We start from the raw sequence: 25,415 nt of genomic DNA, 5'->3' as shown, positions 1-25,415 counted from the left end.
TGATGCCGACACCGAGGTCAGGCGCCGGCTCGGCCGTCGCGAGGACCGCTGAGGAACACCAGGCGGAACTTGCCGATCTGAACCTCGTCACCGTTGCTCAGCGTGGCGCTGTCGACCGGTTCCCGGTTGACGTAGGTGCCGTTGAGGCTGCCCACGTCGACGACCTGGAAATCGCTCTCGTCGAGGCGGAACTCCGCATGGCGACGACTGACGGTCACGTCGTCGAGGAATATGTCGCTGTCGGGGTGCCGACCGGCCGAGGTGGTCGGCTGGTCGAGCAGGAATCGCGAACCCGCGTTGGGGCCGCGCTTGACGACAAGCAACGCCGTGCCGGGCGAGAGCCTCTCCACCCCGGTGTCGGCGGGTTCACTCGTGGCGGTTGCTCCCGCGTCGAGCTCGCTGATGAACTCTTCGCGGAACACCGATGTGGTCTCCACCGGCGCCTCGAGATCCTTGTCGTTTTCGCTCACCACTGCTCCTTCGTCTGTCTCGGTCCCCCGCCGGTTCCGGCGTTGCTGCCTCCGGCGGCCCGCTTACCCACGGCATCCATGCGAGCGCATCCTGCTGTGAGTAACCGTACCGTGTCGCCCCCGCCGCTCGGGTCGTAGCGTTCGATCAGGACACCGACGATCATAGTCGCCGTACGGGGGTCGACCGGCCTGTTAGGTCCTGCGTTGTCGGCTTGTTACTCGCCGGTCGGTCGATCAGCCCTCGATCACCGCACGATAGCCGTCGGCATCCAGCATCTCCGCGAGCGCTGTACCGAGCGTCGCCTCGTCGGCCACGGTGATCTCGACCAGCCATCCCGCACCGTATGGATCGGAGTTCACCGTTTCCGGCGACGATTCGAGCGCATCGTTGACCCCAGACACCGTACCGTCCAATGGACCGTAGATGTCCGAGACACTCTTGGTCGATTCGACCTCGGCGAACGACTCGCCCTTTTCGACCTGATCGTCGGTCGCCGGAAGTTGGACGAACACCACGTCACCGAGCGCATCCTGGGCGAAATCGGTGATGCCGATCCGCACCGTCGTCGGGCCGGTCTGTTCGACCCATTCGTGCTCAGCCGTATACCGCAGAGCCGACGGCACATTGGTCTCGGTCACTGTTGACACCTTTCTCACAGCGGAGACGACTCGCCGGTCGCCCATCCGCACGGTCTCGTGGCGATTCCTCGCTGTCCGATTGAACAACATCGGACGCCGTCGCGCGCACGGCACTCGGATATGCGTCACGCGGCGACCCGCGGCATCCGCCGCAGCACCAGCAGCGTCTGATACGCGTAGAGCACAAACGACCACAGGTAGAGGGCGACGCCCCAGATCATGAACGCCCACCCGATCGGATAGCAGATCGTCCCGACGACCGAATCCAATTGCCCGGCAAGCAGCCACGGGAAGGCGCTCATCAGGGCGAAGGTCGCCGCCTTCCCGATGTACAGCGTCGGCAGCGCCATCAGCCCCCGGGATCGGAGCAGCGGTCCCATGGCGAACAGGGCGAGGTCCCGGCCGATGACGACGGCGATCAGCCACCATGGCAGGAAATCCCGGATCCCGAATGCGATCGGGATGATGACGATGTAGAGACGGTCGGCGGCCGGGTCGAGCAGCGCCCCGATCCGCGACGACTGATCGAGCCAGCGGGCGATCTTGCCGTCGGCCCAGTCCGAGAAGCCGGAGAACATCAGCACGGCGAACGCCCATCCGTCGGCCTCGACCACCAACAGCAGCCACACGAACACCGGGATCAACGCCAGCCTCAGCACACTCAGCGCGTTCGGCAGCGTCAGCACCCGGTCGTCGGACCGCGTCGGTGGCGGCGGTGCGGTGACGTCGTCGGACGCACCGGGTTCGCGCACCATGTCCCCGGGGGTCACCCGAAGATGCCGATGATGCCCTGCAGGGTCTTCGCCCCGCCCGACGAGAACAGGTTGTCGTGAACCATGTATGTCCACGTCATCGTCGACCGGTGCAGATCCTTGGCGCCGAGGTCGACACCGTCGTTGGTGATCGGGATCTCACGAAATGTGGTGCGCGCGTTCTCGACTGCCTCAACCGGGAGTTTCGCGAACTCGTCGAGGATCAGCTTGTGGAACTCGTCGAGGGGGCTCTGGCGGCCCAGCGACCGCAGGTGGATGCTGGCCTTCACGTCGGAGACGAACGCCAGGTGATCCGCCCATGCCCGGTCGAGGTGGAACAACATGATCTCGCGGGCCGCCTGGGCGAGGACGTCCTTGTCCACGGGTTCGACCGGTGGCGTCGGCTCGGTGGCGACGGTGGTGGTCGATACGTCGTCGTCGGTGGTGGCGGGCTCGACGTTCTCTGCCTCGGTCGGCGTGGCCGTGCCGGTCAGCTCGGCGTAACGCTCCGGTTCCCTGTCCGCGAGGTCCTCGATGGCGATGTCGGTGGTGAGGATTTCCATGCGTCGCTTCACGACGATGTCGCGCTGCTGGTTGACGAGCTTGTTGTACCGCCAGGTATTGGCGTGCAATTCCAGCATCACGCCTTCGGCGATGCGTTGGGCCTGCTCGATGAGGTCGATGCCCTTGGCGCCCATCGAGCCGTCCTCGGCCTGCGACACCGGATCACGCTTGAACGCGAGATTCTTCGTCACCACCGGATCCTCGAGGCTGGAGAAGAACACCGACCGTCCCGGATCACCCTGACGACCCGCACGCCCCCGCAGCTGGTTGTCGAGGCGTTCGGTGTCATGGCGACCGGTGCCGACGACGCACAGACCGCCGAGCTCGACGATCTCCTCGCGGGCGGCCTCGTCGTCGGACGAGCCGCCGAGCCGGATGTCGGTGCCGCGGCCGGCCATCTGGGTGGACACCGTGACCGCATCGAGCTTGCCGGCCTCGGCGATGATCTTCGCCTCCTGGGCGTCGTTCTTGGCGTTGAGCACCACCGACGCGACACCGGCCTTGTCGAGGAAGTACGCGAGTTCCTCGGATTCGGCGACGTCGTGGGTGCCGATCAGGATCGGCTGTCCGGTCTCGTGCACCTCCTGGACGTAGGAGACGATGGCCTCGACCTTGTTGGCCTTGGTGTCGAACACGCGGTCTGGCTCGTCGACCCGGATGTTGGGCGAGTTCGGTGGGATCTGCGAGACATAGAGCTCGTAGAACTGGCGGAACTGCTCGCCGGCAGCCAGCGCGGTACCGGTCATCCCGCAGACCTTCGGATAGCGGCCGATCAGCGCCTGCACCGTGATCGTGTCGATCACCTCACCCGAATCCGACTGGGCGAGACCCTCTTTGATCTCCACCGCGGCCTGCACACCGTCCGGCCACCGCTGTAGCTGGGCGACGCGTCCACGCGAGGCGTTGATCAGGTGCACGCCGCCGTCGCGGACGATGTAGTGGATGTCGCGTTCGAGCAGATACTGCGCGTGCATGGCGACGTTGACGTGCACGAGGGTGGTACCGACGTGCTCCTCGTCGTAGAGGTTGATCCCGCCGAGTTCCGCCTCGACGAACGCCGCACCCTCGTCGGTGAGGGTGACGTTACGACCGTCGGTATCGATCTCGAAGTGTTTGTTCTTCATCCGCGCCACCACTTCGTGGATGGCCTGATCGGGGACCACGGCGTCGGCGGTACCGGCCAGCACCAACGGCACCAGCGCCTCGTCCACCAGCACCGAGTCCGCCTCGTCGATGATCGCGACGTCGGGCTTCGGCGACACCAGGTCGTCGGCGGACAGGGCGAGCTGATCGCGCAGGACGTCGAAACCGATCTCGTTGACCGAGGCGTAGGTGACGTCCGCGGCGTAGGCGGCCCTGCGTTCGTCGCGGTCGGAGTTCTCACTCACCGACCCCACCGTCAGACCGAACGAAGTGTAGAGCGGACCCATCCACTCGGCGTCGCGGGCCGCGAGGTAGTCGTTGACCGAGATCACGTGCACCTTGTGACCCTCGAGGACGTGACCGACCGCGGCGATCGCGCCCGCCAGCGTCTTGCCCTCACCGGTCGCCATCTCGACGATGTCGCCCTCGAGCAGCCGCAGCGCACCCTGCAGCTGGACCCCGAAGGGACGCAGGCCGATGGAGCGGTCGGCGGCCTCGCGCGCCAGCGCCAGGAAGCGGGCACGGTCGTCGCGTTTGCCCGCGATGTCGAGCTTCTGCGCCTCGTCGGCGAAGGCGTCGTCGTCGAGTCCGGCAGCCCACTCGGAGTGGGTGTCCGTCTCGTCGATCAGCGCGACGGACTTCGACTGGTTGCGTGACGACTGAGAACCCAGAAGTCGCCACATGCTGTTGGTCAGCTTTCCCACCGAAACTCTTCTCCTGACTCTGCCCTGTCGGCATGGGTACGGCTCGCGGCCTCATTCTCGCAGCACCGGCGGCGGGGCCGGACAAGGTCCGAGCCGACCGCGGCTGCCCGCGTGATCGCCGTCCACGGTACGCGTCGGACCGCACGTCGCGAAGGATCTGCGGACCGCGGTGCCACCGGCTTTCGGTGGGTCGGCGCAGACCCTATTCTTTGTCGGACCGCCGCACGTGTCGTGCGGGCGGCGCTCGGGGGGATGCTGATCGCCACCGGGATCGGGCTGGGTGCTTTCAACGCGTGGTGGTTCGCGCTCGTCGTCGGCGTCCCCGTGATCATCCTCGGCATGTCTGCCGTGCCGCGCGCAACCCGGACCTCCGAATTGCCGGTCTTCCGCCGCGGGGGCAGCGCGCAGGCGATCCCGATCGACGTCGAGGCCCTCACCCGCAGCAGTCTGTCCGCCGGGGATCTGCAACCGACGATGCTCACCGCGACGATCCACCCTCCCGACGACACCGCCTACCGGGCCCGCTGGATCACGTCGATGAGCCGTGGTCACGCGCAGAGCCTGCTGCCGTCGGTGGCCGAGTCCATCGGCATCGGGGACGGCCCGATGACGCCCACCGACCTGGCGTCGCGCACCCGCGACGTCCTGACCCACATCGTCGGGATCGGTCCGACGGCGTCCGACAACATCCTCACGATCTCCCTCGACGACGACGGCACCTCCCGCGCCGAGGTCTACGACCCGACGAGCGGACAGGCCCTCTCGCTGTGGAAATACGGCGGCCGCGGCTGGCAGGACCCACGGCGGACGCCGACGGTCAAACGTCGTCCGGACACGTTCCGGGCCGACGAGATCGCCGGCACCGACGTCACCGCGATGGCGACCACGATGCAGTCACGGCTCGGCCCGGCCGGCGAGGACCTCGACCTGACCGACTTCGCCATCAACCGCCCGGTCCGCGGACATCCGGTGGCTCTGGTCGGCGGGTTCGGCGACAGCGGCATCCCCGACATCCACATCGCGGGACGGCCCGACGGCACGGTGGCCGACTTCTTCGACCCCGGCGACTTCGACACCTCGTTCCGGTTGGCCCGGGCGGCGCTCGCGGAGGCGAACCTGGCCGCCGACCGCGACAACCTGCGCCGCTTCGAGATCCGCGGTACCGCGCCGAACACCCCGACGATGTATGCGGGTCGCATCCAGAGCAGCGGCGGTGTCCTCATCGAGTACACCGAGCCGGGACGATCGGGCACGGTCACCGTCGTCCCCGGTGAGTTCCCGGAAGTCGCCGAATACCCCGGGACGTCGCAGGGCTCGTTCTCGTTCGACGACGTGTCGCCGGAGGTGTTCGAGGCGGTGCGCGAGGAGGCGATGGCCCGGGGTGGGGTCGATGCCTTCGACCGGGAGGCGGTCGACATCCAGATGACCTCGATCTTCCAGACCGACGGGCGACCGGTCATCCAGGTCGAACTCGCCGGGGAGTCGGCATCGGCGGGAGCCTATTCCGTTGACGGCGAGTTCGTCGAGGCGGGCCACTGACCCTCGCCCTGGGCCGTCGCGAGTTGCGGCTCGCACGCGATCCAGGCCCGACGCAGGGCGATCACCGCCTGCTGATAAGCATCCGCGCGGGCCCGGTCGTCGGGGCAGCTGTCGGTGCGCAGGGCCGTCGCCTCGTCGAGGGCCCGGTGGAAGTCCTGGACCGGGGTCCTGGTGATGTCGGTGACCGCCGGGTAGCGCAGCATCAGATCCGGCTGCAGTTCGTAGGCGCCGTATTCGAACAGGATCGTGTCGTGACGGACGGTCGCCTCCTCCCACAGGCGTTCGGCGGCTTCGTCGCTGCCGGCATCGAGAATGCGGGGAGTCGTCGTGCGCGGCGTGGTCGTGCCCGTCGGGGTCCGAGGCAGCGGGGTCGGACGCGCAGGGGTCGGACGCGGCGGGGTCGGGCGCCGGGGTACCACAGTCGTCAGTCGCCCGATGACCTCGGCGGCCGCCGGGTCCCCGTGCACCACGCCGACCCGCCACATCTCCGGTTCCTCCCCGGGACCGGCGAAGCCGAGGGTGAGGGTGCGCAGTCCCGAAATCGTCAGGTCACGCGGCCCGGCTGTCCCGGCACCGGTCAACTCGGCGACCGGGCCGAGGTCGACCGAGCGCAGATCCGCGAGCCGATGTCCGGTGACGCCGTGCTGTTCATCACCCAGGTAGACGGTGTCGGCGTCCACGGTGACCAGGACGGCGCCTCGTCGTGCGAGCCGACCGACCGCCGCCAGCGCCCCCGCGAGGGCCACCGCCACCACCGTCGCGGTCACGGCCCCGTCGACACCCGCGGCGTTCAGCGCGACCAGCGCCACCAGTGCCGTGATCATGCACAGCCACGCGGACCGGGCGCTGCCGAAGTGGCGCGCGCGGAGGTACTCGGTCCGGCAGGTGACCGCCACCATCGGCATCCCCGCTTGCGTCATCGTTGAGCGCCGGTTTCTCTCGGTTCGGTTAACTTGGGTTCATGCATCCACGCGCAGCGATCACCAGCAACGAGGTCGCCGGGAACCGGATCGATCATCCCACGCCCTCACGGGCGCGACAGCGATCGGTCAGACCCGGCATGAGAATGGTCGTGGCGATCCTCGGCGGGCTGATCACGCTCGTCGTCGCCGGCCTCGGGGTCGGTCAGGCGACGGCGCAGCCGGTCACAGCGGGGACCTCGGCGTCGCCGGCCGCGAGTGATCCGTTCGCGGCATTCGTCGGCAAGACGTACTCGTCTGTGTCGGTCGTCGGTACCGCCATCCCCGGTGGCGGTCCGATGCGGGTCAGCTTCGGAACCGGGCACCGGATCGCGATGAGCACCGGGTGCAACCTGCACGTCGGCACGGCGAGTATGACCGGGTCCGTGATAACCGGTGAACTGGTCACAGGTCGGATGGCGTCGACGCTGATGGCATGTCCGCCCCCGCGCGACGGCGCGGACGCCTGGCTGGTCTCCTTCACGTCGGTGCCGCTGCGCTGGTGGTCGGTGGGTCCGGTCCTCACGCTGGCGAGCCCGCTCCACACCGTGATCCTCGTACAGCAATGATGCTGCTTCGCTGACCGAATCCCGCTCCTCTCGCGAAAGGCCCCCATTGTCTTCGATCACTCCTGCCGTGGTGACCGTCACCGGCGCCGCGGGCAGCATCGGATATGCCGCACTGTTCCGTATCGCCGCCGGCGCGATGCTCGGCCATGACCAACCCGTCCGGCTACGGCTGCTCGAACTGCCGCAGGCCGTCTCCGCCGCGGTCGGCACAGCGATGGAACTCGACGACGGCGCATTTGAACAGTTGTTGTCCGTCGACATCTTCGACGATCCGCGCCAGGCGTTCGACGGCACCGATTTCGCGCTGCTGATCGGTGCCCAGCCCCGCACCAAGGGGATGGAACGCGCCGATCTCCTGCAGGCCAACGCCGCCATCTTCGCCGAACAGGGCGCCGTTCTCAACGATGTTGCGGCCGACGACATCCGGGTCGTCGTCGTCGGGAATCCGGCGAACACCAACGCGGCCATCGCTTCCGCGCATGCACCCGAGATCCCGGCCGAACGCTTCACCGCGCTGACTCGTCTCGATCACAACCGGGCGATCGCGCAGCTGTCGCACCACGCAGGCGTGCCGGCGCGGGAGATCAGCCGGGTGTCGGTGTGGGGCAACCACTCCGCGACGCAATACCCGGACATCTTCCATGCCCGGGTCGGCGAGCGCACCGGCGCCGAACTCGCCGAGGACCGCGCCTGGCTCATCGACGACTTCATCCCGACAGTCGCCAAACGCGGCACGTCGATCATCGAGACCCGGGGCGCGTCGTCGGCGGCATCGGCGGCCAGCGCGGCAATCGACCACGTCCACGACTGGTTTCTCGGTACGCCCGAGGGCGACTGGGTTTCGGCGGCCCTGCCCTCACCCGGCGCCTACGGGGTCCCCGAGGGACTGGTGTGCTCATTCCCGGTCCGTGCCGTGAACGGGCACTGGGAAATCGTCGAAGGCCTGGAGATCAACGACTTCTCCCGGGCACGAATCGACGCCTCGGTGGCCGAACTCGCCGACGAGCGCGCCGCCGTCGGCGATCTGCTGCCGGCCTGAATACATCGGGACGCATCGTCGTTCGGGCCTCGCCCGATTAAGCTCGGCCCATGGCGAAGTCGAAGAAGAGCGCGAAGCCGACGAAGATCCCCACCAGCGTCTACGAGGCGGAGCTCTTTCGCCTGCAGACCGAGTTGGTCAAGCTCCAGGAGTGGGTGCGCACGAGCAGGGGCCGCCTGGTGGTCATCTTCGAGGGCCGCGACGCCGCCGGCAAGGGCGGCACCATCAAGCGCATCACCGAATACCTCAGTCCGCGCATCGCCCGGGTCGCGGCACTGCCCGCCCCGAGCGACCGCGAAACCGGCCAGTGGTACTACCAGCGCTATGTCGCCCATCTGCCTTCGCCGGGCGAAATCGTGCTGTTCGACCGGTCCTGGTACAACCGGGCCGGCGTCGAGAAGGTCATGGGTTTCTGCTCACCCGAGGAGCACACCCGGTTCCTCCGACAGACCCCGATCTTCGAACAGATGCTCATCGACGACGGGATCATCCTGCGCAAGTACTGGTTCTCGGTCTCCGACGAGGAGCAGCTCAAGCGGTTCCGCTCGCGCCGCAACGACCCGGTGCGTCAGTGGAAGCTGAGCCCGATGGACCTCGAGGCGATCTACCGCTGGGAGGATTACTCGCGCGCCAAGGACGAGATGATGGTGCACACCGACACCGCGGTCAGTCCCTGGTATGTCGTCGAATCCGACATCAAGAAGCACGCCCGGCTGAACATGATCTCGCATCTGCTGTCGACGATCGACTACGAGGACGTTCCTCTCCCCCACGTCGAACTCCCGAAACATCCCGTCGACACCGGCAACTACCGTCGGCCACCACGCTCGCTGTCGAAGTACGTGCCCGATCACGTCACCTACCTGCTCGGCCATCACTGACCGGCGGTCGCGGCGTGCCCGCCGGTCGTGCCCACGGGCGCCGTCGGTATCATCCCTCGCGTGCAGATCCCGGGTGTCGACCGCCTTCTTCAACGGCTTCGCGATACGGAGATCATCTATCTCATTGCGCCGTCGGGGCACCCGAACTACGGCGACGAACTGATCGCCCGGGCCTGGCTGCGCCACCTCGCGCGGGCCCGGCCGCGAGCGATGGTCGTGCTGGACTGCCACAGCCCGGGTCAGGCCGCACTCATGCTGCACGCCGAACACCCGAATGTGGTCTTCACCGACACGCTGTGGCAGATGGCCGGCTATGCCGCCAATGCCGACCGCACCGATGGTCCCGACCCCTCGACACCGTGGATCTGGGTGGCGCAGGCCGCGACGACCTTCGGCAAGGCCCCGCGGCTGGCCGAGGGGGTCGACGTCTTCCGTCGCGCGTCGTCGGTGCACCTGCTCGGCGGCGGCTACGTGAACCAGGTGTGGCCTCACCACGTTTCGCTGGTGGCCGCCGCGGCGCAGCTGGCCCGGACCACCGGTGTACCGGCGTACGCGACCGGACAGGGCCTCATCCCGGTGCTGACGGGGTCCTATGGCTCGGCGCTGACCGATGCCGTCACCGAGTTCACCGTGTTCGACGTGCGCGACGACGCGTCGTCGAAGGCGTTGGCGGGGGTGGCGGGGATGAGGCAGACCGGCGACGACGCGTGGCTCGGGGTCGACGACGCCCTCGCCGCGGCGCCCACGGTCGACTCGCCGCCGGGCCGGGACCGGGTCACACTGTGCCTGCAATCCGATCTCACCGACGACTTCACCGCATTCGGCACGACCGGGCTCGACGCCCTCACCCGCTTCGTGAGGGCGACCCTCGACGAGTGGCAGGTCCCCGGGGAGGCGATCACCGTGATCGAGGGGATTCCCGGCGCGGACCGCGAGATCCCGTCCCGCCTCGGTGATCGCCTGGCGGGGGCGCGGACCGTTCCGTTCCTCGACGTGTGGCACAACGGCCTGCCCGTCGGCCGTGGCGACACGTGGATCAGTACACGTTTCCACCCGCATCTCGTCGCGGCCGCGGCCGGCGATTCCGGGGTGGCCGTGATCCCCCGGCCGGACTACTACGCCACCAAGCACCGGTCGCTGACCGCGATCGGGTCACGCTGGACCGTCGTCGACGACCCCGACACGATCCCGGCGCGACCGCACGCCGGCGGCTTCTCGGCATCGGAGCGAGACCGCGCCGTTGCCACGAAGAGGGAACTGGCACAACAGATCTATCCGCGACGCTGGTTCTGAGCCCGCGTCGATCGTGCGCACCAGGACGTCGACCGTGCACCCCCGCCCGTCCACCGTGCGCAGAATTCCGTCCACCGTGCACGCCCACCCGTCCACCGTGCGCAGAATTCCGTCGACCGTGCACGTCCACCGTGCGCAGAGTTCCGTCCACCGTGCGCACTCGCCTGAGGGCTGTGCACGATCGATGTCCGGACGTGCACGGTCGACGGCGGGCGGGTGCGCACGGTCGACGGGCAGGTGTGCACGGTCGACGGAGAGCTGGGGCTACACTGTTTCGACGATGTGGATCGGTTTCATAGAGTTCGACTATCTCCTCGGTGATGTGCATTCCCTCAAACACAAGCGGTCGGTCATCCGCCCGATCGTCGCCGAGATCCGTAAACGCTTCGCCGTCTCCGTGGCCGAGGTCGGCCATCAAGACGCCCACCGTCGGGCGATGATCGGCGTCGGTGTCGTCGCCGCCGACCGCGCCCACGTCGTCGACGTCCTCGATGAGGTGGAGCGCTTCGCGGCCGGACGGCCCGAGGTCGAGTTGTTGTCGGCCCGCCGACGCACCATCGCCTCCACCGACGTGTGAATCGGGTCGGCGGATCACTCCGGCCCGAGCACACCCGCCGCCCGCGCCGCGGCCGCGTAGGCCACCGCGAGTGAATCGACGGTCTCATGCGCATTGAGACCGCTCGGATTGGGCACCACCCACACCGCGGCTCCGTCCCAGTCCTCGTCCTGCGGTCCGGTCACCGCGTGCGGACGGTGGAAACCCGAACGGTAGGCGGTGATCCCGGCGATCGCGACGACACGCGGAGAGACCCGCCGAACCCTGGCGCGCAGCCGCCCGGCGCCGGCCCGCAGCTCCTCGGTGGACAGTTCGGCGGCCGTCGCCGTCGCACGGGCGACGATATTCGTGATGCCGACGCCCCGGCGGCACAGCAGAGCACGATCCTCGTCCGACATTCCCGCGGACGCATCGATGGGCCGGTCGACGATCCCCGACCGGTACAGCGCCGGATAGAACCGGTTACCCGGCCGCGCGAAATGGGCGCCCACGGCCGCGGTCCAGAGCCCTGGATTGATCCCCACGAAGAGCAGCCGGCAGTCGTCGCCGATGAGATCGGGAACCTCCGTGCCGACAAAGGCCTGGAGCTGTTCACGGGTGAATCCCATCCGACCAGGGTAATCCTCGCCCGAGGAGACCTTCGGAGATCATGTGGGAACGCGGGGGCGGGTCTACACTCTCGCTGATGGGTCGGCCCGCATACACTGTGATGGGCGGCCTCGGGGCGCAGATCGGTTCCGAGACCGTCGAACTCGGCACGCGCAAACAGCGTGCCGTGCTGGCTCAGCTGATCCTGGCCAGGGGCGACCCGGTCAGCCTCGACCGGCTCATCGACGGCATCTGGGGCGACGCGGCACCCGATCGCGCCGAGGTCTCCGTGCAGGCCTACATCTCGGGTCTCCGCAAGGCGCTCGAGCCCGATCGGAAACCGCGTGCACCCTCGACGGTGCTCGTGACGAAGGGGTCCGGGTATGCGCTGGTCGCCGACGACACCGAGGTCGACGTCCGCAACCTCGTGGCCCGGCTCACCGACGCGCACGAACGATCTCGCATCGGGGACCCGGCGGCAGCCGCGCACCTCTTGCAGGACGCATTGAACCGCTACCGACCCCTGCTTCCCGAGTTCGAGGGACTGGTCTTCCGGGACGAGGCGGCCGCACATCTCGAGCGCACGATCGCGGAGGCCCAGGAACTCTCCTTCGAGGTGCGACTCGCGCTGGGGGAACACCGTGGACTGGTTCCCGAACTCGAACAGGCGGTTCGCTGTTCCCCGCTCGACGAGGGACTGTGGTGTCTACTCGCCACGGCACGGTACCGGCTCGGCCGACAGTCCGAGGCGCTCGCGGCAATCGCCGATGCCCGCAGAATCCTCGCGGACGAGATCGGTGTCGACCCTGGACCGCGGCTGCGGACCCTGGAACGCGAGATCCTCGAGCACGCGCCGGCCCTCGACGCACCCGCGGCCACTGCGCCGCTCCGGCCCACCCCGGCGGGGCGGCATGACGACGCCTCGGTGGCACCGGACGCCGAGGCAGACGGGACCGACACCGCCACGGCCAGCCCGTCGACCCTCATCGGGCGCACCGACGAGCTCGCCGTCCTGCATCGTGCGGTCCTCACATCCCTCCAGGGTCCCGGCGGGTTCGTCATCGTCGAAGGTGAACCCGGCGCCGGTAAGACCGCGCTGCTGGAGGAGGCCACCCGCCGGGCCGCGGGGGCCGCCGACCTGAAGGTTCTGTGGGGCCGCTGCATCGAGGAAGACGGCGCACCGTCGATGTGGCCGTGGGTGCAGGTGCTCGGGTCGGTCCTGCCCGAACTCGATCCCGAGCACCGTCCCCGACTGCTCGACAGCGACCTCGGCAGGATGGTCACCGAGGGTGTCACCGTCATTCCGCCGCCGCGTGAGATGCCCGACGCCACAGCGCGTTTCCGTCTCTACGACCAGGCCGCCGACCTCCTCGAGCTCATCGCGCGATCTCATCTGCTGATCATCGCGCTCGACGATCTGCAGTGGGCTGACGGCGGCTCCCTGGAACTCCTGTGCCACATGGCGGCCCGTCGCACACCCGGGGTCACCTTCTTCGTCTCGCTGCGGTCATCGAGCCAGCGGCCGGCGGTCACCAACGCGCTCGGCACCCTCGCCCGGCTGCCGGAGCACCGCCGGATCGAGGTCGGCCCGCTCTCCGACGACGACATTTCCGAGATGGTCCGCCGCGAGACCCACGAATGGCCTGCGGCCGGAACCATCGCCTCGATCTCGCGGCGCACCGGCGGTAACGCGTTCTTCGTCCGTGAGCTCGCCCGGCTCCTCGCCGACCGCGGATCCATCGGCGAACAGGCCGTCCCCGCCGGGGTGCGCGACGTCGTCCGAGAACGAATCCGTCCCTTGTCCGAGCGGACCACGAACCTGTTGGATGTGTCCGCGCTGATCGGACGCCGCGTGGACATCTCACTACTGGCCGCAGTGGCAGGTGAGAATGTCGACGACACCCTCGATGCGCTCGACAGCGCCTTCGCCGCAGGGCTGGTCGACATCGAACCGGATGATCCGTTCGTGTTCACGTTCAACCACGATCTGATCCGCGAGACCATCGCCGAGGGCATTCCGGCCAGGCGTGCGTGTCGAATCCACCTCGCGATCGCCGACCGACTCGACGACGGCAGTTCGACGCATGCATCCGTGCTGGCCGGGCATCTGTGGGCGGCGGGCCCGCTCGCGGACCGGGCGAGGACCGCGCGCGCCCTGCTCACGTCGGGTCGGATCGCCTTGCGCACCTACAACTTCGATGCGGGCGAACGTCACCTCTCCGATGCCGCGTCCCTCGCACGCAGCGCCGGCGAGCGGTCCCTGGAACTCGCGGCGATCACCACGCACCTGTTCAGCGACGTAGCGTGGAAGGGATACTTTGCGGCCGATCCCGATCTACTCGCACGCGCACGCGAACTCGGTGAGGCCTCTGACGACGCCACGCTGCTCGCCAACCTCGACTATGCCCGGTTCGCCGCCCACTCCCAGATCGCCGACATCCGCACCTCCCATCGCCACGCGACCGAGATGTATTCGCGTGCGAAGGGTTCTGGCAATCCGACGGTCGTCCACCTCGGCATGCAAGCCGCCGCGATCGACCTCTTCGATCGGGGCCGCATGGGCGAGGCCTATCGGCTCCTCGTCGACTACGCGCCCATCGATGCGGCGATCAGCGGCCTACAGTCCGATCAGGCGCTGATCGCACGCGGGTTCCGCGCGGTGGCGACCACGATGCACGTCGGCCCGCACGAGGGACGCCATCTCTGCGAGCACATCGAGGCCGGTCCCGACGATCCGGTCTCCTATCTCGGCGCCGCCATCTTCGGGGTCCACGCCGCGGCGCTCGCCGGCGACACCGACTGGGCCCGTGACCTGGGCGAGCGCCTGCTGGCGACACCGAGCCACCGGGCACTGGAGTACCTTCGTCAGAGCGGCGAACGCATCTACTGGTGGTCACGGGCCCTGAGCGACGCCCCCGACGAGGCCCTCGAGCACATGGAACGTCTGCACGGCGTCGACCGACCCCAGCGCACCGGGCTGGGTCTCTGGTTCGCGCTGTATGCCGAGGCCCTCGTCGCGGCCGGACAATACGACCGAGTGCCCGTCCTGTTGGAGCAGGCGCAGTCGTTCGCCGAGCAGACGGGTCAGCGATATCCGGACGCTCACCGGCTGCTGGTGTGCGCCGAGTACCAGTACGCGACCGACCATCCCGCCTCGATCATCGCGGACACCCTCCGCGAGGCGCGCCGTGTCGCCGTGATGCAGGAGGCCACCACTCTGGTTGCCCGTATCGACTCCTTCGCGGCCGACCATGGCTTGATGCCTTTCCGCTGACATCGCGCTGACCAGGGAATACGTACTTGGATAGGGCCTCCAAGCCGGCTCCAAGAGATCATCAAGCACCGCCGACGAGAGTTCTTCACATCCGGTTCGCCCGGAACCCGACCAGGCCGACCACCGGCCCCGACGTGAGGAACACCCCATGACCATCCAGTCCGCTCCCCGCACCGACCTCGACGACGACATCGCGGTCCGCACCCGCACCGCGGTGCTCGCCGCACTCGCCGACCGAATCGTCGGCGACGTCTACGGACCCGGCGACCCCGGATACGACGTGTCGCGGCGTGGATTCAACGTGCTCGCCGACCATCGACCCGCCGTGATCGTCTGCGCGGTCAACCGATTCGATGTCGTCGAGGCCGTCCGGTTCGCCGCCGAGGAGGGGCTGCGGGTCGCGATCCTGGCGACCGGCCACGGTCCGGGAACCGCGGCCGACGGCGCACTGCTGGTCAACACGTCGGCGATGACCGACGTCCGCGTCGATCCGATCGAACGCACCGCCACCGTCAGCGCCGGCGCGAAATGGGGTCCGGTCCTCGAGCAGGCACAGCAGCACGGTCTGGCCCCGTTGCTGGGGTCGACCACCGACGTCGGCGTCGTCGGCTACACCCTCGGCGGCGGGTTCGGATGGCTCGGCCGCAAGTACGGCCTGGCGTCTGACTCGGTACGCTCGTTCGGCGTGGTGACGCCCGCGGGTGAACCCATCACCGCCAGCGCGACCAGCCACCCGGACATCTTCTGGGCGCTCAAGGGGGGCGGCGCAGGCAGTATCGGTGTCGTCACCGACGTCGTCCTCGACCTGTTCCCGGTCTCCACCGTGTACGGTGGCAACCTCTTCTACCCGGCCGAGGACGCCGCGGAGGTCATGCGCCGCTTCGCCCGGTGGGCTCCGGAGCAGGGCGAGGATCTGACCTCCGCCGTCACCCTGATGAACTTCCCACCGCTGGAGATGGTCCCGGAGCCGTTGCGCGGCAAGAGTTTCGTCCTCGTGCGCGGATGCTGGTCGGGTGATCTGGAGGTCGGCAAGGCGGTCATCGACGAATGGCGGGACTGGAAGACCCCGGCGATGGACATGTGGGGCGAGATGCCCTTCGCCGCAGCCGACTCGATCAGCATGGACCCGACCGATCCCATGCCGTCGATGATGACCACCGAATGGTGTGACGACCTGCCCGACGAGGCGATCGACATCCTCGTCTCGCGCGTCCTGCCGCGGCTCGGCTCCACGCCGATCATCCTGCTCGCCGAGCTGCGCCATTCAGGCGGGGCCATCGCCCGCGGGGCCGCCGAGGCGGTGAACGACCGTGGTCGTTCCGGTACCTTCCTGCTCGAGATGGTGTCCGTGGTCCCCGATCCGCATGTCGGGCTCGCGGTCGAGTCGGCGCTGCGCCTGACCCGAAAGGCGTTGGAGCCGTACGTCACCGGTGCCGCCTACCTGAACTTCCTGGAAGGTGAGGAACGCGTCGCCCGCTCGGCGAGTTCGTTCAGCGACACCAACCGCGCCCGCGTGGCCCAGATCAAGGCGTCACTCGATCCCGACAACCGCTTCTGCCACGGCGTCACCCTGACCTAGTCCGAAAGTTCCTCCCCCACAAACGTGTTCGTCCCCCGACTGCAGTCGGGGGACGAACGCGGGTCCGGGGGACGAACAGGACAGGCCTGCGGTGTCACATCTCTTCGAGGACGAGGTCTTTGGTTTCGCGGGTGACCAGCAGGATCGTCCCGCTGACCACGGCCAGCGCGATGACGAACAACCCGACCGGCACCAGAGACTCGTTCGCGCCGGCGAACAGCGACGCGAGGATGACCGGGGTGAACCCTCCACCGAGCAGTGTGGCGAGCTGATAGCCCAGCGACGCACCCGTGTAGCGGCTCCGGGTGCCGAACTGCTCGGCGATGTAGGCGGCCATCGGGCCATACGTCGCGCTCTGGCAGGTCATCGAGAGGACGAATGCCAGGGTGATCAGCCCGAGGTTGCCGGAGGAAAGCAGCGCGAAGAGCGGGAAGACGAGGACGATCATCCCACCGATGCCGAACAGCATCACCACACGGCGGCCGACACGATCCGACAATCGAGCAAACCCGAGGATCATGAAGATGGCGAAGAACTGTCCCACCGCGAAGGAGAGCAGCACGTCCGGCTTGCTTGCGCCGCTGTGTACCGCGTAGGTGATGCCGAACGTGGTGAACGTCGTCTGGATCGCGAAGCTCGCCATGCATGCACCGGCCGCGATCGCCACCGTCGAGGGGTTGCGCAGGACCTCGATGATCGGCAGCTTGCTTCGTTCTTTCGCTGCTGCCGCCTTGGCCGCGGCAGCGGCGAAGATCGGACTCTCGCTGACCCGGGCGCGGACGAACAGACCGACCATGAGCATGACCGCCGACAGCAGGAACGGGATGCGCCATCCCCAGCTCAAGAACACGTCGTCGGGCAGCGTGGCGAACAGGGTCATGGCCAGTGTGCCGAGCAGGGCTCCGGTGGGCGCTCCCGCGTTGGTGAACGCGGCCATGAATCCCCGTCGGCGGGGGTCGGCGTGTTCGAGCGCCATGAGCGCGGCACCGCCCCACTCGCCGCCGACCGCGATCCCCTGCAGCACGCGCAGCGTCACGAGGATGACGGCGGCCCAACTGCCGATGGCCGATGCCGGCGGGATGAGCCCGATCAGGACCGACGCCACCCCCATCAGGGTCATCGCGAGGACCAGCATGCGTTTGCGGCCGAGCCGATCACCGAAGTGGCCGAACAGGATTCCCCCGAATGGGCGGGCCAGATACCCGGCCGCGAAGGTGCCGAGAGAGGCGATGGTGCCGGCGGCCGGCGACAGCCCGGAGAAGAACACCGGGCCGAATACAAGCGATGCCGCGGTGCCGTAGAGCAGGAAGTCGTAGTACTCCAGCGTGCTGCCGAGGTAGCTGGAGAAGACCACGCGACGTGCCTCGCGTGCGCGGACGTCGGGTGGTAGCTGCAGTGCAGCCTCATCGATGGTGGTCATGGTGTTCCCTTTCGAGTCGGATCGCGGCGTGGCAAGCCGGCGCTGGGCGTGCGGCATCACGACGACAGGCGGAGGGCGCCGTCGCGACGGTGGGTGGGGCGTGCGTTGAGTGACTGAATCAGGTTGCGGAGGGGCGGGTCAGACGACGACCGATGATCTCCTTCATGATCTCGGTGGTTCCGCCGTAGAGGGTGGCGCCGCGCGAGTCGACATAGTCGCGGGCGACGTCGTATTCGGCCATGAATCCGTATCCGCCGTGGAGCTGGACGGCGCGGTTGACCACGGTGGAATGCAGTTCGGTGACCCACCACTTGGCCATCGCGGCGGTCACCTCGTCGAGGTCGTGGTGCGCGGCGTCGAGGATGCACCGGTCGACGAAGGTCTGAGCGACCTCGATCTGCGTGGCGAGTTCGGCGAGATAGAAACGGTTGGCCTGGAAGTCGGCGATCCGCTGCCCGAAGGCGGTACGGGTCACGGTGTGTTCGAGGGCGATGTCGAAGGTCCGGCGCATCAGCGCCATCGAGGTGACCGCGATCGACAGCCGTTCCTGTGCCAGATTGTGTCGCAGGTAGGCGAATCCCTTGCCCTCGTCGCCGAGCAGGTTGGCCCGGGGCACGCGCACGTCGTCGAAGTGCAGTTCGGCGGTGTCCTGCGCGGGCAGCCCGATCTTGGTCAGCGGGCCGCTGCGGGTGAAGCCCGGGGTGTCCGTCTCGATGAGCAGCAGGCTGATCCCGTCGCGGCCCGCCGCCGGGTCGGTCTTCACCACCGCGACGACGACGTCGGCCAGCATCCCGTTGGAGATGAAGGTCTTGGCGCCGTTGACGACGTAGTGGTCACCGTCGGCGACCGCCGTGGTCGCGATGGACGCCAGGTCGCTGCCCGCGCCGGGCTCGGTCATCGCGATCGCGGACACCATCTCGCCGGCGCACAGCGGGGCGAGGTATTTCCGCTTCTGGTCGTCGGTGCACAGCCAGTCCAGGTACGGCGCGACCAGATCGTTGAATCCCGACAGACCCATCGTCACCGCCTGCGCGCCGACGGCGCAGAGTTCCTCGATGAGGATGGCGTTGAAGCGGAAGTCGTCGATACCGCCACCCCCGGCGTGATCGTCGACGGCAATACCGAGCAGCCCGAGTTCCCCCGCGGTCCGGTAGAGGCCCCGATCGACCGTCTTGGCGGCGGCCCAGTCGGCGAGGTGCGGTTGCACGTGGCGGCGCGCGAATCCTCGCGCTGTCTCGCGGAACGCCATATGGTCGTCGTCGAAGATCCGTCGTTCCAGTGTTACCGAAGCCATCGTGGAATCCTGTCCGTCAGAGCCCGCGGGCCGAACCGCAATGTCGTAGATCACACATAATCATTAACGATTGAGTTTGTCAACGGTTGCCTTCTTCGAGAATGGAGACCCCATGACCGGGTCCTCGCTTCCCCTGGTCGTCGTCGATGCCGCGAATGTCGTCGGCTCGACCCCCGACGGCTGGTGGCGCGACCGGCACGGCGCCACCGAGCGTCTGCGCGATCGGTTGTCCGGGCTCGCCGCGTCCGGACTCGGCGAGATCCCCGGGCCGGTCGAGGTCGTGATGGTCGTCGAGGGACAGGCCCGCACGGTGGTCTCGTCACCGACGGTGACGACGGTGAGCGCGCCCGGTTCCGGTGACGACCGCATCGTCGAGGTCGTGGCCGAGCACGACGGCCGGCGGTGTGTGGTCGTCACCGCCGATCGCGAGCTGCGACGGCGGGTCGCCGCGCTCGGCGCCGATGTGCTCGGGCCGTCCACGCTCGCAGCCGCGCGGCGCCGGTGACTACCCGAATCGAGTGCCGCGAACCACCACGACACCGCGTCCCGTCTCGGTAGCATCGCAAACAGGAGTTGAACAGAGGCCGACGAAAGAAGGACGGCGATGGCTCGCTTCGCACTCCCAACCCTGGACGACCTGCGCGCGCTCGGGACTCCCCATGAGAACGCGATCAGCATCTACGCCCAGACATCTCCCGCACCGGATGAGCGGGACGCCAGTCACCTCACCGCCAAGAGCGCCTTCGACCGGGCGATCCGGCATCTGCGTGAGTCGGGCATCCGGCACGGTACCGAGACCGCCCTCCGCGATCGGTGGGAATCGGTGGCCAACGACGAGTCGTGGTCGCGATTATCCCATTCCCTGGCCATTTTCATCGCCGATGACCTCACCGAAATGTTCGTCCTGCCCAATCGTCTCGAGAACGAGTTGCAGGTGGGCACCTTCTTCGACGTTCGACAACTCGTCCGGCCGGTGACGACTCCCCAGACCGCGTTCGCGCTGACGCTGTCCACCAATGGCTGGAATCTGTGGCACGCCACGCCGACCACCGTCGCGGCCCCGATGGAGTTGTCCGGCACGTACGGGGCCGACGCGGTCGAGGCGAGCAATCACCCCACGCTGCGCGACCGCGACCACGTCGGACGCCTGGCCGGCGGCGAGGGCAAGAAAGTGCTGCTGGAGGCCTACTCGAAACGGGTGGCCGAGGCGGTGAAGAGCGAGCTCGCGCCCGTCGACCCGAACGCCGAACGACCGCTGTTCCTGTTCGCCACCGATCCGCTGCTCGATCTCTACCCGGCCGCCGATCACCTGCGTCAGATCATCCCGGTGCCGGGCGGCCCCGACGACCTGCGTGCCGACGAGATCGACGCCGCGATCCGTCGCGAGCTGACCGCGATCAACGCGCGCAACAACAACGCCCGGGTGGACCGCATCGCCGACGGGATGTCGCGCGGGTTGGTGGCGACCGAACTCGCCGACATCAGCCATGCCGCGTCGGCCGGTGCGGTCTCGACGCTCATCTACAACGTCACCCACGACATCAAGGGCACCATCGACGACGGTTCCGGCGACATCACCTACGCCGACGACGGTTATGACCTGCTGTCACGGATCGCGGTCACGGTCCTCGATCACGGTGGCGAGGCGATCGCGGTACGTCCCGACGAGATCACCGCGCTGATCTGGAACGACACCGCGGTGGCGGGGCTGCGGTTCCCGGTGACCTGACCTGGCTCACTCTGCGCGGGAGAACTCCGATGCCCGGGCGACCTGGTCGGGTGTGATCGACACACCGGTGTATCGCTCGAACTGCCGGGCCGCCTGCAGGGCGATCACCTCGGCCCCGGTGATCACGGGCTTGCCTGCCTCGCGGGCGGCCCGGATCAGCGGCGTGTCGGCGGGGAACGCGACGACGTCGAACACCACGTCGGCGGCGGCGATCTGCCCGGGGTCGAAGGACAGCGCATCCTCGTCGGCGCCGCGCATGCCCAGCGGTGTGACGTTGACGAGGATCGACGACCCGGGCGCCGGGTCGTCGGTGGTGTGAGCGTAGCCGTACTTGTCGGCCAGGGCGGCGCCGGCCTGCTCGTTGCGTGCGACCACCGTGAGATCGTCGAAGCCGGCCCCGCGGAACGCCGCGACCACCGCCTTGGCCATACCTCCCGAGCCGCGCACTGCCACCGACCCCGCCGGGTCGAGGCCGTGAGTCGCGATGAGCTGCGCCACCGCCTCGTAGTCGGTGTTGGAGGCCGTCAGCCGGCCGTCGTCGTTGACGATGGTGTTCACCGACTCGATCGCCGCCGCCGACTCCTCGATCGTGTCGACGAGCGGGATCACCGCCTCCTTGAACGGCATCGACACCGAACAGCCGCGGATGCCGAGAGCGCGTACACCGCGGATGGCGCCCTCGATGTCGTCGGTGGTGAAGGCCTTGTAGATGAAGTTCAGCCCGAGCTCGTCGTAGAGGAAGTTATGGAAGCGCGTGCCGATGTTCGACGGGCGCCCGGCGAGGGATATGCACAGGGTCATGTCCTTGTTCAGGATCGGCATGCGCACAACCCTACTGGCTCGCCCCTACTTCAGGCCCGGTACCCGGCTCAGGTCCGTGCGGACCACCATGACGTTGTAGTCACTCCACCGCGATGCATTGAAGTACAGGTACTTCGAGTCCTCGGTGAGTGCCGGCGATCGGGGCAGCATCATCGGACCGTAGAGCACGACGGTGTTGGGTACGACGAGGTAGCGCGGCGCACTCCACGGGCCCTGCGGATGATCGGCGGTCCGGACGCGGATTCCGTTGTCGCCGTCGAGCATGACGTATTTGCCGAGGTAGGGACTCCACGCCACCGACAGTTCGGTGACCGGCGCGGGCACCACGATGGCCGACCCGTCGTCGGGCACGTCGTGGATGTCATCGATCCAACCCTGCGCGGACCCGGCCCAGTACTGGTAGCGCGTGAGGTCGAGGATGTCCTCGGGCTTGAACCGAGCAAGGAACGCCGCACCGTACCGGCCGTTCGGAGTGCCGAATTGGTAGATGTAGTCCCCGTCGTCGCCCGATCCGGAATGCCCGCGAACGTAGGCGTTCTGCTGAAACTTGCCGTTGTTGTATTCCACCTCCGGAAGCGCCTGCGGTACAGCGAGTGTCACCGGCGCGTTGATGCGGATCGTGCTCTGGTCGGTCGTCCACGTCTGCCCGTTGTCATCGGAGTACGCGACCGCCGAGAAGTTCGTCACCCAGTGACCGGCCGAGCCCCACGACCGCACCGACATGAAGTTGATGTACTGCCGGAAACCGTAGGGGCCCGGCAGCGCGATCGCCGCGGTCGGGACGGTGGTGACCTCGACGTTGTCCAGACCCAGCGACGGGATGATCTCCTGGGCGAAGTTCGGTTCCCCCGCAGCGATCACCGTGCCCGAGTTCTGATCTCCGGCAACGCCGTTCGGGATGAAGATACCGTCGTCGTACCGGGTGTCGTTGGTCCGCAGCAGGACATTGTGACGCCACTGCTGCCCGAACTTGTTGCAGTCGCCGAAGGTGTCACCGAAGGCCATCAACGTCTGGCCGCGCCCGTTGTCCCAACCGATGCCGAGATCGGTGCCCGTGATCCCGAACCTGTTGAATGTCAGATTGATGCTGAGCGGTCCGGTCACCCACGCCACTGCCCGCGTGCTCGCGGTGACATACGGCGGGAGCGGTCCCTGCGGTCCGAGACCCGGGATCGACCCCAACGAGCCCAGCGACCCCAGCGACCCCGACGATCCACTCGAACCGAGATCGGGCAGGGCGCTCGACCCCGAGGATCCGGCCGACCCGAGATCGGGCAGGGCGCTGGATCCCGTACCGAGGTTGCCGCATGGCGATGCGTCGGCGCGTCCGGCGCCGAGTCCGTTGGCGCCGAGCGCAGCGGCCGCGACGAGCCCACAGACAACACCACGCACCGCGACGGCCCGCAGGCTCATGCACCACTCCTCACACCGGCAGCCGCCCGTGACTTCTGTTACGGATGTGACAAGAGTGACTATTGGGGTCTGTCCGGTCAAGGCAGGGACGCACACGAGGCGGTCACGGTTCCGCAACGGCAGAACTCCTGATGTGGATCGTCGACGGTACCCTCGGCCATCATGACCATCCCCCGAAGCCGGCACCTGTCGGTCGTCATCGCCGCGTCGCCCGACGCGGTGTATCGGTTCGCCGCCGACCCGGACAATCTGCCGCGGTGGGCGACCGGCCTCGCAGCCGGGATCAGACGCCGCGGCGATCTGATAATCGCCGACTCGCCGATGGGCGAGGTCACCGTGCTGTTCGCACCCCGCAACGCGTTCGGCATCCTCGACCACGACGTGACGCTGCCCGACGGCACGGTGGTGGGTAATCCGCTACGCGTGATCGCCCATCCCGACGGTGCCGAGGTGGTGTTCACCGTTCGGCAACGCGATCTCACCGACTCGCAGTTCGATGCGGATTGTGCTGCGGTACAACGTGATCTGGAGTCCCTGAGGGATGCGGTGACGGGGGCGTCGTAACCCGGTTCAGCGACCGAACCCCGCGTCCCGCAGCGCCTGCGCCATCGATCCGTTCGGCTGCGCCTGCCCGCGCCCCGAGCGTTCCCGGCGATTGTCTTGGCCACGCCCCGAGCGCTGTCCGGACCGCTGGCCGGCCTGCCGGCGATCGCCACCGGACGACTTCTGCGCGCCCGGCTTCTGCCCGCCCGACTTCTGCCCCGACGACCCGCGAGCACCCTTGACGTCGTCATCGAGCCGCAGACTCAGTCCGATGCGCTGCCGGTCGATGTCCACGTCGATCACCTTGACCCGCACGACCTGTCCGGACCGCACCACCTCGTGGGGGTCGGACACGTAGCGGTCGGCCATCGCCGACACGTGAACGAGGCCATCCTGATGGACACCGACATCGACGAAGGCACCGAATGCGGCCACGTTGGTGACCACACCTTCGAGCACCATGCCCGGCTTGAGATCAGCGACCTTCTCCACGCCGGCGGCGAAGGTCGCGGTCTCGAAGGCGGGACGTGGGTCGCGGCCCGGCTTCTCGAGTTCGGCGAGGATGTCGGTGACGGTGGGGACGCCGAAGCGGTCGTCGGCGAAGTCGGCCGGTCGCAGACCCCGCAGGGTTCGCTCGTCGCCGATGATCTCGGTGAGCGTCGTCCCGGTCCGGTCCAGGATGCGCCGCACCACCGGGTACGCCTCCGGGTGGACACCCGAGGCATCCAGCGGGTCCTCGCCGTCACGGATACGCAGGAATCCCGCACACTGCTCAAAAGTCTTCGGCCCCAACCGCGCTACGTCGAGCAGACCGGAACGGCTCCGGAAGGGGCCGACTCTGTCGCGGTGGGAGACGATCGCGGCGGCCAGGCCGGGGGTGACACCCGACACGCGCGACAACAGTGGCACAGACGCGGTGTTGAGGTCCACGCCGACGGCGTTGACCGCGTCCTCGACGACGGCGTCGAGGCTGCGCGCCAGGGTGCCCGGCGTGACGTCGTGCTGATACTGCCCGACCCCGATCGACTTCGGCTCGATCTTCACCAGTTCGGCCAACGGATCCTGCAGACGCCGGGCGATCGACACAGCGCCACGCAGCGACACATCGAGCTCCGGGAGTTCCTGGGACGCATACTGCGAGGCCGAGTAGACCGAGGCGCCGGCCTCGCTGACTACCGCCTTCGCGGGTGGCCGGGCACCGGCAGCCCGGATGTCGGCGATCAATTCCGTTGCCAGCGCATCTGTTTCGCGGGATGCGGTGCCGTTTCCGATCGCGACGAGTTCCACGTCGTGACGGGACACCAGCGCCAACAGGGTCACCTTGGCCTGATCCCACTGTTTCTGCGGCTGATGCGGGAAGATCGCGCAGGTGTCGAGGACCTTGCCGGTGGGGTCGACGACCGCGACCTTGACTCCGGTCCGGAACCCCGGGTCGAGTCCGAGGGTCGCCCGGGTGCCGGCCGGCGCGGCCAGGAGCAGATCCTTGAGGTTCTTCGCGAACACCGCGACCGCGTCGGTCTCGGCACGCTGCCGCAGGCGCACGCGGGCCTCGATGGATGCCGACACCATCAGCTTGGTGCGCCACGCCCAGCGGGCCGTCGCCGCCAGCCATGGGGTGGCCGGACCGGGATGGGATCGGTCGATG

22 protein-coding genes are annotated in these 25,415 nt (G+C 68.1%); 11 read left to right on the top strand and 11 right to left on the bottom strand.

Translation table 11 applies throughout. From position 1 onward, the window contains the following. Positions 1-17: 17 nt before the first annotated feature. From garA to secA2, 4 genes are all read right to left on the bottom strand, one after another. Entirely contained in the window at positions 18-473 is a 456-nt protein-coding gene (gene garA, locus GORHZ_RS12045) for a glycogen accumulation regulator GarA (protein ID WP_006333308.1), read from the bottom strand. A gap of 231 nt (positions 474-704) precedes the next feature. Continuing rightward, on the bottom strand, positions 705-1,109 hold the full coding sequence (gene gcvH / locus GORHZ_RS12040; protein WP_006333307.1) for a glycine cleavage system protein GcvH: 405 nt from the start codon (positions 1,107-1,109) through the stop codon (positions 705-707). Between the two features lie 125 nt (positions 1,110-1,234). Continuing rightward, complete coding sequence (locus tag GORHZ_RS12035; RefSeq protein ID WP_085948704.1) at positions 1,235-1,864, bottom strand: CDP-alcohol phosphatidyltransferase family protein; 630 nt, start codon at positions 1,862-1,864, stop codon at positions 1,235-1,237. 11 nt (positions 1,865-1,875) lie between these two features. Continuing rightward, complete coding sequence (gene secA2, locus GORHZ_RS12030) at positions 1,876-4,272, bottom strand: accessory Sec system translocase SecA2 (protein ID WP_006333305.1); 2,397 nt, start codon at positions 4,270-4,272, stop codon at positions 1,876-1,878. A gap of 252 nt (positions 4,273-4,524) precedes the next feature. Here secA2 and GORHZ_RS12025 point away from each other — a divergent pair, with 252 nt between their 5' ends. Then, positions 4,525-5,811, top strand: coding sequence for a hypothetical protein (locus GORHZ_RS12025; protein WP_006333304.1), 1,287 nt, complete (start codon positions 4,525-4,527; stop codon positions 5,809-5,811). Here the strand turns inward: GORHZ_RS12025 and GORHZ_RS12020 are convergent. Next, positions 5,772-6,731: a hypothetical protein gene (locus GORHZ_RS12020; protein ID WP_157205150.1), complete on the bottom strand. Its 960-nt coding sequence runs from the start codon at positions 6,729-6,731 to the stop codon at positions 5,772-5,774. The two genes, GORHZ_RS12025 and GORHZ_RS12020, sit on opposite strands and share 40 nt — an antisense overlap. 41 nt (positions 6,732-6,772) lie before the next feature. On the opposite strand from GORHZ_RS12020, the gene GORHZ_RS12015 reads away from it, so the two are divergent. The 5 genes from GORHZ_RS12015 to GORHZ_RS11995 all read left to right on the top strand — a co-directional run bounded on the left by GORHZ_RS12015 (position 6,773) and on the right by GORHZ_RS11995 (position 11,129). Further along, positions 6,773-7,339, top strand: coding sequence for an META domain-containing protein (locus GORHZ_RS12015; protein ID WP_051998852.1), 567 nt, complete (start codon positions 6,773-6,775; stop codon positions 7,337-7,339). 46 nt (positions 7,340-7,385) lie between these two features. Beyond that, on the top strand, positions 7,386-8,378 hold the full coding sequence (locus GORHZ_RS12010; RefSeq protein ID WP_006333301.1) for a malate dehydrogenase: 993 nt from the start codon (positions 7,386-7,388) through the stop codon (positions 8,376-8,378). Positions 8,379-8,428: 50 nt separating this feature from the next. Further along, a complete protein-coding gene (gene ppk2, locus GORHZ_RS12005; protein WP_006333300.1) occupies positions 8,429-9,259 on the top strand; it encodes a polyphosphate kinase 2 in 831 nt (276 codons plus the stop codon). A gap of 60 nt (positions 9,260-9,319) precedes the next feature. After that, positions 9,320-10,552 carry a polysaccharide pyruvyl transferase family protein gene (locus GORHZ_RS12000; RefSeq protein WP_040531570.1) on the top strand — a complete coding sequence of 411 codons (1,233 nt, stop codon included), beginning with the start codon at positions 9,320-9,322 and terminating at the stop codon, positions 10,550-10,552. Positions 10,553-10,832: 280 nt separating this feature from the next. Beyond that, on the top strand, positions 10,833-11,129 hold the full coding sequence (locus tag GORHZ_RS11995) for a DUF503 domain-containing protein (RefSeq protein WP_006333298.1): 297 nt from the start codon (positions 10,833-10,835) through the stop codon (positions 11,127-11,129). Positions 11,130-11,143: 14 nt separating this feature from the next. Here GORHZ_RS11995 and GORHZ_RS11990 read toward each other — a convergent pair whose 3' ends face one another. Continuing rightward, positions 11,144-11,716 (bottom strand): mismatch-specific DNA-glycosylase, encoded by a 573-nt coding sequence (locus GORHZ_RS11990; RefSeq protein WP_006333297.1) that lies wholly within the window; start codon positions 11,714-11,716, stop codon positions 11,144-11,146. A 77-nt stretch (positions 11,717-11,793) separates the two neighbouring features. Here GORHZ_RS11990 and GORHZ_RS11985 point away from each other — a divergent pair, with 77 nt between their 5' ends. Both GORHZ_RS11985 and GORHZ_RS11980 read left to right on the top strand, forming a co-directional pair. Continuing rightward, entirely contained in the window at positions 11,794-14,970 is a 3,177-nt protein-coding gene (locus tag GORHZ_RS11985) for an ATP-binding protein (RefSeq protein ID WP_040531551.1), read from the top strand. 148 nt (positions 14,971-15,118) lie between these two features. Further along, a complete protein-coding gene (locus tag GORHZ_RS11980; RefSeq protein WP_006333295.1) occupies positions 15,119-16,549 on the top strand; it encodes an FAD-binding oxidoreductase in 1,431 nt (476 codons plus the stop codon). A gap of 94 nt (positions 16,550-16,643) precedes the next feature. On the opposite strand, the gene GORHZ_RS11975 is transcribed toward GORHZ_RS11980, so the two are convergent. Then, positions 16,644-17,969 (bottom strand): MFS transporter, encoded by a 1,326-nt coding sequence (locus tag GORHZ_RS11975; protein ID WP_006333294.1) that lies wholly within the window; start codon positions 17,967-17,969, stop codon positions 16,644-16,646. Between the two features lie 118 nt (positions 17,970-18,087). Beyond that, complete coding sequence (locus tag GORHZ_RS11970; RefSeq protein WP_083877278.1) at positions 18,088-19,263, bottom strand: acyl-CoA dehydrogenase family protein; 1,176 nt, start codon at positions 19,261-19,263, stop codon at positions 18,088-18,090. Positions 19,264-19,375: 112 nt separating this feature from the next. Between GORHZ_RS11970 and GORHZ_RS11965 the strand changes: the two genes are divergently transcribed. After that, entirely contained in the window at positions 19,376-19,768 is a 393-nt protein-coding gene (locus GORHZ_RS11965) for a PIN domain-containing protein (protein ID WP_006333287.1), read from the top strand. Positions 19,769-19,867: 99 nt separating this feature from the next. Further along, complete coding sequence (locus GORHZ_RS11960; RefSeq protein ID WP_006333285.1) at positions 19,868-20,992, top strand: baeRF11 domain-containing protein; 1,125 nt, start codon at positions 19,868-19,870, stop codon at positions 20,990-20,992. Positions 20,993-20,998: 6 nt separating this feature from the next. Here the strand turns inward: GORHZ_RS11960 and GORHZ_RS11955 are convergent, their stop codons facing one another. Continuing rightward, a complete protein-coding gene (locus GORHZ_RS11955) occupies positions 20,999-21,814 on the bottom strand; it encodes a shikimate 5-dehydrogenase (RefSeq protein ID WP_040531549.1) in 816 nt (271 codons plus the stop codon). A 24-nt stretch (positions 21,815-21,838) separates the two neighbouring features. Then, positions 21,839-23,227 carry a glycoside hydrolase family 183 protein gene (locus GORHZ_RS11950; protein ID WP_006333281.1) on the bottom strand — a complete coding sequence of 463 codons (1,389 nt, stop codon included), beginning with the start codon at positions 23,225-23,227 and terminating at the stop codon, positions 21,839-21,841. 162 nt (positions 23,228-23,389) lie between these two features. On the opposite strand from GORHZ_RS11950, the gene GORHZ_RS11945 reads away from it, so the two are divergent. Beyond that, entirely contained in the window at positions 23,390-23,791 is a 402-nt protein-coding gene (locus GORHZ_RS11945; RefSeq protein ID WP_006333280.1) for an SRPBCC family protein, read from the top strand. 6 nt (positions 23,792-23,797) lie between these two features. On the opposite strand, the gene GORHZ_RS11940 is transcribed toward GORHZ_RS11945, so the two are convergent. Continuing rightward, positions 23,798-25,415: helix-hairpin-helix domain-containing protein (locus GORHZ_RS11940; RefSeq protein WP_006333279.1), on the bottom strand; the 1,618-nt coding region annotated here is incomplete at its 5' end.

It is taken from the genome of Gordonia rhizosphera NBRC 16068, from assembly GCF_000298195.1.
Lineage (GTDB): Bacteria > Actinomycetota > Actinomycetes > Mycobacteriales > Mycobacteriaceae > Gordonia > Gordonia rhizosphera.
Note: the sequence above shows the minus strand (reverse complement) of the source record. Positions and strands in the feature narration are given on the sequence as shown.

Bases quoted from the DNA above. Each gene is read 5' to 3' on its own strand.
- GORHZ_RS11990 (WP_006333297.1), bottom strand. From the start codon at position 11,716: ATGGGATTCACCCGTGAACAGCTCCAGGCCTTTGTCGGCACGGAGGTT.
- GORHZ_RS11965 (WP_006333287.1), top strand. From the start codon at position 19,376: ATGACCGGGTCCTCGCTTCCCCTGGTCGTCGTCGATGCCGCGAATGTC.
- GORHZ_RS12035 (WP_085948704.1), bottom strand. From the start codon at position 1,864: ATGGTGCGCGAACCCGGTGCGTCCGACGACGTCACCGCACCGCCGCCA.
- GORHZ_RS11980 (WP_006333295.1), top strand. From the start codon at position 15,119: ATGACCATCCAGTCCGCTCCCCGCACCGACCTCGACGACGACATCGCG.
- GORHZ_RS11955 (WP_040531549.1), bottom strand. From the start codon at position 21,814: ATGCCGATCCTGAACAAGGACATGACCCTGTGCATATCCCTCGCCGGG.
- GORHZ_RS11975 (WP_006333294.1), bottom strand. From the start codon at position 17,969: ATGACCACCATCGATGAGGCTGCACTGCAGCTACCACCCGACGTCCGC.
- GORHZ_RS12015 (WP_051998852.1), top strand. From the start codon at position 6,773: ATGCATCCACGCGCAGCGATCACCAGCAACGAGGTCGCCGGGAACCGG.
- GORHZ_RS11970 (WP_083877278.1), bottom strand. From the start codon at position 19,263: ATGGCTTCGGTAACACTGGAACGACGGATCTTCGACGACGACCATATG.
- GORHZ_RS11950 (WP_006333281.1), bottom strand. From the start codon at position 23,227: ATGAGCCTGCGGGCCGTCGCGGTGCGTGGTGTTGTCTGTGGGCTCGTC.
- GORHZ_RS12020 (WP_157205150.1), bottom strand. From the start codon at position 6,731: ATGACGCAAGCGGGGATGCCGATGGTGGCGGTCACCTGCCGGACCGAG.
- ppk2 (WP_006333300.1), top strand. From the start codon at position 8,429: ATGGCGAAGTCGAAGAAGAGCGCGAAGCCGACGAAGATCCCCACCAGC.
- GORHZ_RS11960 (WP_006333285.1), top strand. From the start codon at position 19,868: ATGGCTCGCTTCGCACTCCCAACCCTGGACGACCTGCGCGCGCTCGGG.
- GORHZ_RS11995 (WP_006333298.1), top strand. From the start codon at position 10,833: ATGTGGATCGGTTTCATAGAGTTCGACTATCTCCTCGGTGATGTGCAT.
- GORHZ_RS12025 (WP_006333304.1), top strand. From the start codon at position 4,525: ATGCTGATCGCCACCGGGATCGGGCTGGGTGCTTTCAACGCGTGGTGG.
- GORHZ_RS11985 (WP_040531551.1), top strand. From the start codon at position 11,794: ATGGGTCGGCCCGCATACACTGTGATGGGCGGCCTCGGGGCGCAGATC.
- GORHZ_RS11945 (WP_006333280.1), top strand. From the start codon at position 23,390: ATGACCATCCCCCGAAGCCGGCACCTGTCGGTCGTCATCGCCGCGTCG.